The following is a 12,527-nucleotide window of genomic DNA, read 5'->3' as shown; positions in this document are numbered from 1 at the left end:
CCTGTCACCGGTCAACTAACTATGCTCCATGCGCATCAGGGGGATAGGTGCGTGGCGGCTCTTGTGATAACATCCGGCGGTTTCCAAGGTAGCCCGATGTGGCTGCCTTTACTGCGCAGATCCATGGCATAACTCGTTGATTTGTCGTAAGTCGGTGCATGGCACTCAGCCTGCAGCGGCGAGCTTCGTTCGTCCCATATGGATGTGACGAAGTTTCACCAGAAAAAGGAATCAGGCTTCTCATGGGCGAACTGGCCAAAGAAATCCTCCCGGTCAATATCGAAGACGAGCTGAAGCAGTCCTACCTCGACTACGCGATGAGCGTAATTGTCGGGCGGGCGCTGCCGGATGCGCGCGATGGCTTGAAGCCCGTGCACCGGCGTGTGCTGTTCGCGATGAGCGAGCTGGGCAACGACTTCAACAAGCCGTACAAGAAATCTGCCCGTGTTGTCGGTGACGTGATCGGTAAGTATCACCCTCACGGTGATACCGCGGTGTACGACACCATCGTTCGGATGGCGCAGCCATTCTCGCTGCGCTACCTGCTGGTAGACGGTCAAGGCAACTTCGGTTCCGTGGACGGCGACAACGCCGCCGCCATGCGATACACCGAAGTGCGCATGACCAAGCTGGCGCACGAGCTGCTGGCTGACCTGCACAAAGAAACCGTGGACTGGGTGCCGAACTACGACGGCACCGAAATGATCCCGGCGGTCATGCCGACCCGTATTCCCAACCTGTTGGTCAACGGCTCCAGCGGTATCGCCGTGGGCATGGCGACCAACATCCCGCCGCACAACCTCGGTGAAGTCATCGACGGTTGCCTGGCACTCATCGACAACCCTGAGTTGACCATCGATGAGCTGATGCAATACATCCCCGGTCCGGACTTCCCGACCGCCGCGATCATCAACGGTCGCGCCGGCATCATCGAAGCCTACCGCACCGGTCGCGGCCGCATTTACATGCGCGCCCGCTCGATGATCGAAGATATCGACAAGGTCGGTGGCCGTCAGCAGATCGTCATCACCGAACTCCCTTACCAGCTGAACAAGGCTCGTCTGATCGAGAAGATCGCCGAGCTGGTAAAAGAGAAGAAGCTCGAAGGCATCACCGAACTGCGCGACGAGTCCGACAAGGACGGTATGCGCGTCGTGATCGAACTGCGTCGCGGCGAAGTGCCTGAGGTGATCCTCAACAACCTCTACGCCCAGACCCAGCTGCAAGCTGTGTTCGGTATCAACATCGTCGCGCTGATCGACGGCCGTCCGCGGATCCTGAACCTCAAGGACCTGCTGGAAGCCTTCGTTCGTCACCGTCGCGAAGTCGTTACCCGCCGTACCGTGTTCGAACTGCGTAAAGCGCGCGAACGGGGTCACATTCTGGAAGGTCAAGCGGTTGCCCTGTCGAACATCGACCCGGTCATCGCCCTGATCAAAGCCTCGCCAACGCCGTCGGAAGCCAAGGAAGCGCTGATCAAGACTGCGTGGGAATCTTCCGCCGTGGTCGCGATGGTTGAGCGTGCCGGCGCTGACTCTTGCCGTCCAGAGACCCTGGACCCGCAATACGGTCTGCGCGAAGGCAAGTACTTCCTGTCGCCGGAACAGGCGCAAGCCATTCTGGAACTGCGTCTGCACCGCCTGACCGGCCTGGAACACGAAAAGCTGCTGGCCGAGTATCAAGAGATCCTCAACCAGATCGGCGAGCTGATCCGCATCCTCAGCAGCGCCACGCGCCTGATGGAAGTGATCCGCGAAGAACTGGAAGTGATCCGCGCCGAATACGGCGACGTGCGCCGCACCGAGATTCTCGATGCCCGTCTCGACCTGACCCTGGGTGACATGATCCCGGAAGAAGAACGCGTCGTGACCATTTCCCACGGTGGCTACGCCAAGACCCAGCCATTGGCTGCGTACCAGGCTCAGCGTCGTGGCGGTAAAGGCAAATCGGCTACTGGCGTGAAGGATGAGGACTACATCGCACACCTGCTGGTCGCCAACAGCCACACCACGCTGCTGCTGTTCTCCAGCAAAGGCAAAGTGTACTGGCTGAAAACCTACGAAATCCCGGAAGCGTCCCGCGCTGCCCGTGGTCGTCCGCTGGTCAACCTGCTGCCGCTGGACAGTGATGAATACATCACCACCATGCTGCCGGTCGACGAATACACCGAAGGTCACTTCATCTTCATGGCCACTGCCAAAGGCACCGTGAAGAAGACCCCGCTGGAATCCTTCAGCCGTCAACGCAGCGTCGGTCTGATCGCGCTGGAGCTGGATGAAGGTGACGTACTGATTTCTGCCGCCATTACCGATGGCGAGCGCGAAGTCATGCTGTTCTCCGACGGCGGCAAGGTCACTCGCTTCAAGGAAACCGACGTTCGCGCCATGGGCCGAACCGCTCGCGGTGTCCGCGGCATGCGTCTGCCGGAAGGCCAGAAGCTGATTTCCATGCTGATCCCGGAAGAAGGCAGCCAGATCCTCACCGCTTCGGCCCGTGGTTTCGGCAAGCGCACGGCGATCACCGAGTTCCCTGAGTACAAACGTGGCGGTCAGGGCGTTATCGCCATGGTCAGCAACGACCGTAACGGCCGTCTGGTCGGTGCAGTCCAGGTGCTCGATGGTGAGGAAATCATGCTGATTTCCGACCAGGGCACTTTGGTTCGTACCCGTGTCGACGAAGTTTCCAGCCTGGGTCGTAACACCCAGGGCGTGACACTCATCAAACTGGCCAGCGATGAAACGCTGGTAGGTCTGGAGCGGGTTCAGGAGCCGTCGGAAGTCGAAGGTGAAGAGCTGGAAGAAGGTGAAGAGGGTGCAGTGTTCGACGGCGAAGTCGTGATTGACGACGTTGTCGAAGATCAGCAACTCGACGCCGCAGCCGACGAAGAACCGCAGGAGTAAGCGGACAGACAGGGGGCGGATGAGAATTCGCCCCCTTGTTGTTTGTCCCGGTTGAAAATATCGACACCCACGAAGATCCTGTGTGGAAGGGCTTTTGTGGGAGCCGGGCTTGCCCGCGATGCAGGCACCGCGGTGTGTCTTGCGTACCGCGGTGATGCAATCGCAGGCAAGCCAGCTCCCACAAAAACTTGCTTCAACCGAGATCGGGGTCGATTGATGTTGTGATTTATTGCGTGATACCACCAAATCAGAGCGAGATTGGATGTGAGCAAGAGAGCCTATAACTTCTGTGCCGGTCCTGCGGCACTTCCCGAAGCTGTCCTGCAGCGCGCCCAGGGTGAACTCCTTGATTGGCACGGCAAGGGCCTGTCGGTCATGGAAATGAGCCATCGCAGTGATGAGTTCGTGTCCATCGCCACCAAGGCCGAGCAGGATCTGCGTGATCTGCTGAATATCCCCTCGAACTACAAAGTGCTGTTTCTGCAAGGTGGCGCCAGCCAGCAATTTGCTCAGATTCCTCTGAACCTGTTGCCGGAAAGCGGCACGGCCGACTATATCGACACCGGTATCTGGTCGCAGAAAGCCATCGAAGAAGCTTCGCGCTACGGAAACGTCAACGTTGCCGCTACCGCCAAGCCTTACGACTATTTCGCTATTCCCGGTCAGAACGAATGGAACCTGTCGAAAGACGCGGCCTACGTTCACTACGCGCCGAACGAAACCATCGGCGGCCTGGAATTCAACTGGGTCCCGGAAACCGGTGATGTTCCGCTGGTGGCCGACATGTCTTCCGACATTCTCTCGCGTCCGATCGATGTTTCGCGCTTTGGCATGATCTACGCCGGTGCCCAGAAAAACATCGGCCCGAGCGGCATCGTCGTCAACATCGTTCGCGAAGACCTGCTGGGTCACGCCCGTTCCCTGTGCCCGACCATGCTCAACTACAAGGTCGCCGCCGACAACGGCTCGATGTACAACACCCCGCCAACCCTGGCCTGGTACCTCTCGGGTCTGGTATTCGAGTGGCTGAAAGAGCAGGGTGGTGTTGAAGCCATCGGCAAGCTCAACGAAGTTAAACAGCGCACGCTGTACGACTTCATCGACGCCAGCGGCTTGTACAGCAACCCGATCAACAAGTCGGATCGCTCGTGGATGAACGTGCCGTTCCGCCTGGCTGACGACCGTCTCGACAAGCCATTCCTGGTCGGTGCCGAAGAGCGTGGCCTGTTGAACCTCAAGGGTCACCGTTCCGTGGGCGGCATGCGTGCCTCCATCTATAACGCCGTCGACATCGTTGCGGTCAACGCACTGATTTCGTACATGGCAGAGTTCGAGAAGGAACACGGCTAATGTCTGAGCAAGAACTCAAGGCACTGCGCCTGCGCATTGATGCCCTGGACGAGAAAGTCCTGGAACTGATCAGTGAGCGCGCACGCTGCGCCCAGGAAGTTGCGCGAGTAAAGATGGCCTCGCTGGCCGAAGGCGAAGTGCCGGTGTTCTATCGTCCTGAGCGTGAAGCTCAGGTGCTCAAGCGTGTCATGGAGCGCAACCAGGGGCCGCTGGGCAACGAAGAGATGGCGCGGTTGTTCCGCGAAATCATGTCCTCGTGCCTGGCCCTCGAGCAGCCGCTGAAAGTGGCATACCTCGGCCCTGAAGGCACCTTCACCCAAGCGGCGGCCATGAAGCACTTCGGCCACGCGGTGATCAGCAAGCCAATGGCAGCGATCGACGAAGTGTTCCGTGAAGTGGCGGCCGGTGCGGTGAACTTTGGCGTGGTCCCGGTGGAAAACTCCACCGAAGGCGCGGTCAACCACACCCTCGACAGCTTCCTCGAACACGACATGGTGATCTGTGGCGAAGTCGAGCTGCGGATTCACCACCACCTGTTGGTCGGTGAGAACACCAAGACCGACAGCATCAGCCGTATCTATTCCCACGCCCAGTCCCTGGCCCAGTGCCGCAAGTGGCTGGACGCGCATTACCCGAATGTCGAGCGCGTAGCGGTGTCCAGCAACGCCGAAGCGGCCAAGCGGGTCAAGGGTGAGTGGAACTCGGCGGCGATTGCCGGCGACATGGCCGCAGGCTTGTACGGGCTGACCCGTCTGGCCGAGAAAATCGAGGATCGTCCGGACAACTCCACGCGGTTCCTGATGATCGGCAGCCAGGAAGTGCCGCCGACCGGCGACGACAAGACTTCGATCATCGTCTCCATGAGCAACAAGCCTGGCGCACTTCACGAGTTGCTGGTGCCGTTCCACGACAACGGCATCGACCTGACGCGCATCGAGACGCGTCCGTCGCGCAGCGGTAAATGGACCTACGTGTTCTTCATCGACTTCGTCGGCCACCACCGCGACCCACTGGTCAAAGGTGTGTTGGAAAAGATCAGTCAGGAAGCAGTGGCACTCAAAGTGCTGGGTTCCTACCCGAAAGCAGTTCTCTAAGGGCGGTAGCAAATGAGTGGTGACTTCCTCGCTCTGGCACAGCCGGGCGTGCAACAACTTTCGCCTTACGTTCCGGGCAAGCCCGTGGACGAACTGGCGCGCGAGCTGAACATCGATCCGGCCAGCATCGTCAAACTGGCCAGCAACGAAAACCCGTTGGGCGCCAGCCCCAAGGCTCTGGCGGCGATTCGCGAAGAATTGGCCGAGCTGACCCGTTATCCGGACGGCAACGGTTTTGCGCTCAAGACCTTGCTGGCCGATCAGTGCCGCGTCGAGCTCAATCAGGTGACGCTGGGCAACGGTTCCAACGACATTCTGGAACTGGTCGCCCGTGCCTATCTGGCGCCGGGTCTGAACGCCGTGTTCAGCGAGCACGCGTTTGCGGTCTATCCGATCGTCACCCAAGCCGTTGGCGCCCAGGCCAAAGTGATCCCGGCCAAAGACTGGGGTCATGATCTGTCGGCCATGCTGGCCGCGATCGATGCTGATACCCGCGTGGTGTTCATCGCCAACCCGAACAACCCGACCGGGACCTGGTTCGGCGCCGAGGCGCTGGACGAATTCCTGCAGGACGTACCGGAACACGTGCTGGTGGTGCTGGACGAGGCTTATATCGAATACGCAGAAGGCAGCGACTTGCCGGATGGCCTGGACTATCTGGCGGCCTACCCGAACCTGTTGGTTTCGCGCACATTCTCCAAGGCTTATGGCTTGGCGGCATTGCGGGTCGGCTATGGCTTGTCCACGGCGGTGGTTGCGGATGTGCTGAACCGAGTGCGTCAGCCGTTCAACGTCAACAGCCTGGCCCTGGCCGCTGCGTGCGCTGCGCTGCAAGACACCGATTACCTGGCTGAAAGCCGTCGCCTGAACGAGTCTGGCATGCAGCAGCTGGAAGCGGGTTTCCGTGAGCTGGGGTTGATCTGGATTCCGTCCAAGGGCAACTTCATCTGCGTCGATCTGGGCCGTGTTGCGACGCCGGTCTTCCAGGGCTTGCTGCGCGAAGGCGTGATCGTACGTCCGGTGGCCAATTACGGCATGCCGAACCACTTGCGCATCACCATCGGTTTGCCGGCGGAAAACAGCCGCTTCCTCGAAGCGCTGACCAAGGTTCTGGCTTGTGGTTGATGTCACTGCACTGCAATCTGCTGAACCTATTATCGGTCGCCTGGTGGTGGTCGGTCTGGGGCTGATCGGCGGTTCGTTTGCCAAGGGTTTGCGTGAAAGCGGCCTGTGCCGCGAAGTGGTCGGGGTCGATCTCGACCCGCAGTCGCGCAAACTGGCGGTTGAGTTGGGTGTGGTGGATCGCTGCGAAGAAGACCTGGCCGCTGCATGCCAGGGCGCCGACGTGATTCAGCTGGCCGTACCGATCCTCGCCATGGAAAAAATGCTCGGCCAATTGGCCGGCATGGACCTGGGGCAAGCAATTCTGACCGACGTTGGCAGCGCCAAAGGCAATGTGGTGCGGGCGGCAACCGAAGCGTTTGGCGGCATGCCGGCGCGTTTCGTGCCGGGGCATCCGATTGCCGGCTCCGAGCAGAGCGGGGTGGAAGCCTCCAACGCCGAACTGTTCCGTCGCCATAAAGTGATTCTGACGCCGCTGGATCAAACCGATCCGGCAGCCCTGGCAGTGGTCGACCGGTTGTGGCGCGAATTGGGCGCCGATGTCGAGCACATGCAGGTCGAGCGTCATGACGAAGTGTGGGCGGCGACCAGCCATTTGCCGCACTTGTTGGCGTTCGGTTTGGTCGATTCGTTGGCCAAGCGCAATGAAAACCTTGAGATCTTCCGTTACGCTGCGGGCGGTTTCCGCGATTTCACAAGAATCGCGGGTAGCGACCCGGTCATGTGGCACGACATCTTCCTCGCCAACCGCGAAGCTGTCCTGCGCACACTCGATACATTTCGCAGCGATCTCGACGCCTTGCGCGACGCGGTCGATGCAGGGGATGGGCACCAATTGTTGGGCGTTTTCACTCGCGCCCGGGTTGCCCGCGAACATTTCAGTAAAATCCTGGCCCGCCGGGCTTATGTGGACGCTATGAATTCCAACGACCTGATTTTCCTGGCACAACCTGGTGGCCGCCTGACTGGGCGGATTCGAGTACCGGGCGACAAATCGATTTCCCACCGTTCGATCATGCTCGGCTCCCTGGCTGAAGGTGTCACCGAAGTGGAAGGTTTCCTCGAGGGCGAAGACGCCCTGGCAACCTTGCAAGCCTTCCGCGACATGGGCGTCGTGATCGAAGGTCCGCACCACGGTCGCGTGACCATTCACGGCGTCGGCCTGCATGGCTTGAAGCCCGCGCCGGGCCCGATCTACCTGGGCAACTCCGGCACGTCGATGCGTCTGCTGTCTGGCCTGTTGGCTGCGCAGAACTTCGACAGCACGCTGACGGGCGATGCTTCGCTGTCCAAGCGGCCGATGAATCGCGTGGCCAATCCGCTGCGTGAAATGGGCGCCGTGATCGAGACCGCTGCTGAAGGTCGTCCACCGATGACCATTCGCGGCGGCAACAAGCTCAAAGGCCTGACCTACACCATGCCGATGGCCAGTGCCCAGGTTAAATCCTGCCTGCTGCTGGCGGGTTTGTACGCCGAAGGCAAAACCACCGTCACTGAACCGGCTCCAACCCGCGACCACACCGAGCGCATGCTGCGTGGCTTCGGCTACCCGGTCTCCGTCAACGGTGCGACCGCGTCGGTCGAGTCCGGCCACAAACTGACCGCGACCCACATTGAAGTGCCGGGCGACATCTCGTCTTCCGCGTTCTTCCTGGTGGCCGCGTCGATCGCCGAAGGTTCTGAGCTGGTGCTTGAGCACGTAGGCATCAACCCGACCCGTACCGGTGTGATCGATATTCTGCGTCTGATGGGTGCTGATATCACTCTGGAAAACCAGCGTGAAGTCGGCGGTGAGCCGGTTGCGGACCTGCGCGTACGTGCAGCTAAACTCAAAGGTATCGAGATTCCCGAAGCGCTGGTTCCGCTGGCCATCGACGAATTCCCGGTGCTGTTCGTGGCCGCGGCCTGTGCCGAAGGGCGCACCATCCTACGCGGCGCCGAAGAGCTGCGGGTTAAAGAGTCGGACCGGATTCAGGTCATGGCGGATGGCTTGCTGGCACTTGGCGTCAAATGCGAACCGACCCCGGACGGCATCATCATCGACGGCGGCCAGATCGGCGGCGGCGAAGTGCACGGTCACGGCGATCACCGGATTGCCATGGCCTTCAGCGTCGCTTCGCTGCGCGCCACTGCACCGATCCGCATTCATGACTGTGCCAACGTCGCGACGTCGTTCCCGAACTTCCTCGCGCTGTGTGCGCAGGTCGGTATTCGTGTTGCACAAGAGGCTCAGTCGTGATTATCAAGCCACCGGTCATCACCATCGACGGGCCTAGCGGTTCGGGCAAAGGCACTATTGCCGGGATTCTGGCCAAGCGCCTGGGCTGGTGCCTGCTGGATTCCGGTGCGCTGTACCGTCTGCTGGCATTCGCCGCGCGTAATCATGGCGTCGATCTGACCAATGAAGAGTCGCTGAAGCTGCTGGCCGCTCATCTGGACGTGCAATTCGTCGGTGCGACCGAAGGTCATCCGCAGCGGATCATTCTCGAAGGTGACGATGTCACTGATGATTTGCGCAACGAACAAGTTGGCGCCTGGGCTTCCCAGGTCGCTGCACTGCCGGCAGTGCGTGATGCGCTGCTCCAGCGCCAGCGGGCGTTTCAGGAGGCTCCGGGTCTGGTGGCCGATGGTCGCGACATGGGCACGGTGGTTTTCCCGGATGCACCGCTGAAGATATTCCTCACTGCCAGTGCCGAGGAGCGTGCGCGCCGTCGATACTTGCAGTTGAAGGGCAAAGTCGATGGTGTTAGTCTGTCGAGTCTGCTAGATGAGATACGTGTCCGCGATGAGCGTGACACCCAGCGAGCGGTAGCCCCGCTCAAGCCGGCGGCTGACGCCATACAGCTGGATTCCACGGAATTATCCATCGATCAGGTGCTGGAACGCATCATGAGCGAGATCGCCATTCGCGATATCGTCGGGTGACCAAGAAACTCCGTAGGGGACCAGTCATAGTCTTGCGGTGTTTCTTCTAATGAACATAACCCACGTCGTCTGGGACGTGGAGATGGGCGTATCCTTCGCCCTTATTCAACAGGAATTAAAATGAGCGAAAGCTTTGCGGAACTCTTTGAAGAAAGCCTAAAAACCCTGAACCTTCAGGCAGGCTCCATCATCACCGGTGTTATCGTTGATATCGATTACCAGGCTCGCTGGGTAACCGTTCACGCTGGCCTGAAGTCTGAAGCACTCATCCCGCTTGAGCAGTTCTACAACGATGCTGGCGAACTGACTATCAACGTCGGTGACGAAGTTCACGTTGCTCTGGACTCGGTTGAAGACGGCTTTGGTGAAACCAAGCTGTCCCGTGAAAAAGCCAAGCGCGCTGAATGCTGGATTGTTCTGGAAGCAGCCTTCGCAGCCGAAGAAGTGGTCAAGGGCGTTATCAACGGTAAGGTTAAAGGCGGCTTCACTGTCGACGTTAACGGCATCCGTGCGTTCCTGCCAGGTTCTCTGGTTGACGTTCGTCCAGTGCGCGACACCACGCACCTGGAAGGCAAAGAGCTGGAATTCAAGGTCATCAAGCTTGACCAGAAACGCAACAACGTTGTCGTTTCCCGTCGTAGCGTCCTCGAAGCCGAGAACTCCGCTGAGCGTGAAGCTCTGCTGGAATCCCTGCAGGAAGGCCAACAAGTCAAAGGTATCGTCAAGAACCTCACCGATTACGGCGCATTCGTCGATCTGGGTGGCGTCGATGGCCTGCTGCACATTACCGACATGGCTTGGAAGCGTATCAAGCATCCTTCCGAAATCGTCAACGTTGGCGACGAGATCGATGTCAAGGTTCTGAAGTACGATCGCGAACGCAATCGTGTTTCCCTGGGCCTCAAGCAGCTGGGCGAAGATCCATGGGTTGCTATCAAAGCCCGTTACCCAGAAAGCACTCGCGTTACCGCTCGTGTAACCAACCTGACCGACTACGGCTGCTTCGCTGAGCTGGAAGAAGGCGTTGAAGGCCTGGTACACGTTTCTGAAATGGACTGGACCAACAAGAACATCCACCCTTCGAAAGTCGTACAAGTCGGCGACGAAGTGGAAGTTATGGTTCTGGACATCGACGAAGAGCGTCGTCGTATCTCCCTCGGCATCAAGCAGTGCAAATCTAACCCATGGGAAGATTTCTCTGGCCAGTTCAACAAGGGCGATAAAATCTCCGGCACCATCAAGTCGATCACCGATTTCGGTATCTTCATTGGTCTGGACGGCGGCATCGACGGTCTGGTTCACCTGTCCGACATCTCCTGGAACGAAGTGGGCGAAGAAGCCGTTCGCCGCTTCAAGAAGGGCGACGAGCTGGACACCGTTATCCTGTCGGTTGACCCAGAGCGCGAGCGCATCTCCCTGGGTATCAAGCAACTGGAAAGCGATCCGTTCTCCGAGTACGTTCAAGAGAACGACAAAGGCGCAATCGTTAAAGGCATCGTGAAAGAAGTTGACGCTAAAGGCGCCATCATCACTCTGGCCGACGATATCGAAGCGACTCTGAAAGCCTCCGAAATCAGCCGTGACCGCGTTGAAGACGCGCGCAACGTTCTGAAAGAAGGCCAGGAAGTAGAAGCCAAGATCATCAGCGTTGACCGCAAGAGCCGCGTAATCCAGCTCTCCATCAAGTCGAAAGACGATGCTGAAGAGAAAGAAGCAATCCAGAGCTTGAAAGACAAGCCTTCGGATAGCATCGCTGCTGGTCCTACCACTCTGGGCGACCTGTTGCGTGCACAAATGGAAAAACAGAACTAAGTTCTGTCAGACCATAGAAAAAGGGCGACTTCGGTCGCCCTTTTTTGTGTGCCAATTTTGATGCGTCCCGCATAAACGTCATTAGCTCGCAGAATTATAGGCGCTATGAATTCAATCCTTCGACTCTCGGAGCAGGATTCTTGACTCCCTCACAAAAGATACTGATCACCGGAGCTACCGGCTTTATCGGGCAGGAGCTTCTACAGCAACTCATAGCAAAAAAGAATACGGATCTCACTGCGCTGGTTCGCAGTCAGAGTCAGGAAGTTCCGAGCGAAGTAGCTCAAGTCATAATCAACAGTAACGTAACCTGGGCCGATGCGCCTTTTCCTGAAGGCGTCACCGCGCTGATCCACCTTGCCGGTCGCGCGCACGTATTGAAAGAAACCTCGAGCTCGCCTCTCGATCTCTATCGCGCAGACAATGTTGAATTCACACTGAATCTGGCTCGAAAAGCACTAGCCTCCGGTGTGAAGCGCTTCATTTTTATTAGCTCCATTGGCGTGAACGGACCAAGCACAACAAACACGCCATTCGATGAGTTCTCAATACCTGCCCCTAAAGCGGACTATGCGATATCCAAGTGGGAGGCCGAACAAGGTCTGCTTAACCTTCTGAAGGGTACTGAAATGGAGCTCGTCATCGTTCGTCCACCGCTTGTATATGCTGGCAACGCCCCTGGAAACTTCCGGCGACTATTGAAGCTGGTTGCCACCGGTCTGCCGTTGCCACTTGCATCGGTCGATAATCGTCGCAGCATGGTGTCATTGGGGAATCTGGTGGATTTCATTTCCCTGTGTGTGGAGCACCCAGCAGCCGCTAACGAAACATTCCTGATTTCTGATGGGGTGGATCTTTCTACACCACAGATTGTCTAGCGCTTGGCGGAAGGAATGGGTAAGCGGATCTCGCTCGTGCCTATGCCGCTTGGATTGATGCGTTGGGGGGCTCGCGTTGCAGGGTTGGGAGGTGCCTTTGAACAGCTCTGTGGGTCTCTGGTTGTAGACTCCAGTAAAGCCCGCAATCTTCTTGGATGGCGCGCACCGCTCGGTGCAGATCAGGCGTTGATCAGGGCGGGCCGGGATTTCAAAACGATGCACACGAAGGCTGGGTGAGCAGTACTCGTTCTGCCTTCTGTGGGTGATGTGACGGTTTCCTTGGGATCCTTGGCTGGCCTCCTTTGTGGTGCAATGTGTGGCCGATTTGTATGCGTCCGGGCATCACGTCTTGCGTGATTAAACCGGCTGCCACTTATGCGGAAGCAGTTGCTCGATTTCACTCGCCCGCTGCGTCGGCAGGCGCGTGAGAACATCCTTTAGATAGG

General features: G+C 58.6%; 9 protein-coding genes. 8 read left to right on the top strand and 1 reads right to left on the bottom strand.

Annotated elements, in window-relative coordinates; genetic code table 11:
* The first annotated feature begins 242 nt into the window (after nt 1-242).
* The 8 genes from gyrA to WLY71_RS05255 all read left to right on the top strand — a co-directional run bounded on the left by gyrA (nt 243) and on the right by WLY71_RS05255 (nt 12,081).
* The gene (gene gyrA / locus WLY71_RS05290) at nt 243-2,900 is read left to right on the top strand and encodes a DNA gyrase subunit A (protein WP_008148713.1); all 2,658 of its coding nucleotides are present in this window, start codon (nt 243-245) and stop codon (nt 2,898-2,900) included.
* Between the two features lie 264 nt (nt 2,901-3,164).
* Nucleotides 3,165-4,250 carry a 3-phosphoserine/phosphohydroxythreonine transaminase gene (gene serC / locus WLY71_RS05285; protein ID WP_056744078.1) on the top strand — a complete coding sequence of 362 codons (1,086 nt, stop codon included), beginning with the start codon at nt 3,165-3,167 and terminating at the stop codon, nt 4,248-4,250.
* Complete coding sequence (gene pheA, locus WLY71_RS05280; protein ID WP_007899727.1) at nt 4,250-5,344, top strand: prephenate dehydratase; 1,095 nt, start codon at nt 4,250-4,252, stop codon at nt 5,342-5,344. The genes serC and pheA overlap by 1 nt, the downstream gene beginning before the upstream one ends.
* Nucleotides 5,345-5,356: 12 nt before the next feature.
* On the top strand, nt 5,357-6,469 hold the full coding sequence (gene hisC, locus WLY71_RS05275) for a histidinol-phosphate transaminase (protein ID WP_347802763.1): 1,113 nt from the start codon (nt 5,357-5,359) through the stop codon (nt 6,467-6,469).
* A gap of 28 nt (nt 6,470-6,497) precedes the next feature.
* Complete coding sequence (locus WLY71_RS05270; protein WP_347802800.1) at nt 6,498-8,705, top strand: bifunctional prephenate dehydrogenase/3-phosphoshikimate 1-carboxyvinyltransferase; 2,208 nt, start codon at nt 6,498-6,500, stop codon at nt 8,703-8,705.
* Nucleotides 8,702-9,391 carry a (d)CMP kinase gene (gene cmk / locus WLY71_RS05265; RefSeq protein ID WP_347802762.1) on the top strand — a complete coding sequence of 230 codons (690 nt, stop codon included), beginning with the start codon at nt 8,702-8,704 and terminating at the stop codon, nt 9,389-9,391. Before WLY71_RS05270 ends, cmk begins: the two co-directional genes overlap by 4 nt.
* Before the next feature lie 120 nt (nt 9,392-9,511).
* Nucleotides 9,512-11,203, top strand: a complete 1,692-nt coding sequence (gene rpsA / locus WLY71_RS05260; protein ID WP_008148721.1) for a 30S ribosomal protein S1 — start codon at nt 9,512-9,514, stop codon at nt 11,201-11,203.
* Between the two features lie 140 nt (nt 11,204-11,343).
* A complete protein-coding gene (locus tag WLY71_RS05255; RefSeq protein ID WP_347802761.1) occupies nt 11,344-12,081 on the top strand; it encodes an NAD-dependent epimerase/dehydratase family protein in 738 nt (245 codons plus the stop codon).
* Nucleotides 12,082-12,438: 357 nt separating this feature from the next.
* On the opposite strand, the gene WLY71_RS05250 is transcribed toward WLY71_RS05255, so the two are convergent.
* Nucleotides 12,439-12,527 (bottom strand): transposase domain-containing protein (locus tag WLY71_RS05250; protein WP_347802799.1); only part of this gene is annotated, 89 nt, incomplete at its 5' end.

This window comes from Pseudomonas rossensis (assembly GCF_039888995.1).
GTDB lineage: Bacteria > Pseudomonadota > Gammaproteobacteria > Pseudomonadales > Pseudomonadaceae > Aquipseudomonas > Aquipseudomonas rossensis.
The sequence above is the reverse complement of the archived record's forward strand: the minus strand, read 5'-3'. Positions and strand labels throughout refer to the sequence as shown.

Coding starts and splice junctions, on each gene's coding strand:
- hisC (WP_347802763.1), top strand. CDS start 5,357: ATGAGTGGTGACTTCCTCGCTCTGGCACAGCCGGGCGTGCAACAACTT.
- pheA (WP_007899727.1), top strand. CDS start 4,250: ATGTCTGAGCAAGAACTCAAGGCACTGCGCCTGCGCATTGATGCCCTG.
- gyrA (WP_008148713.1), top strand. CDS start 243: ATGGGCGAACTGGCCAAAGAAATCCTCCCGGTCAATATCGAAGACGAG.
- rpsA (WP_008148721.1), top strand. CDS start 9,512: ATGAGCGAAAGCTTTGCGGAACTCTTTGAAGAAAGCCTAAAAACCCTG.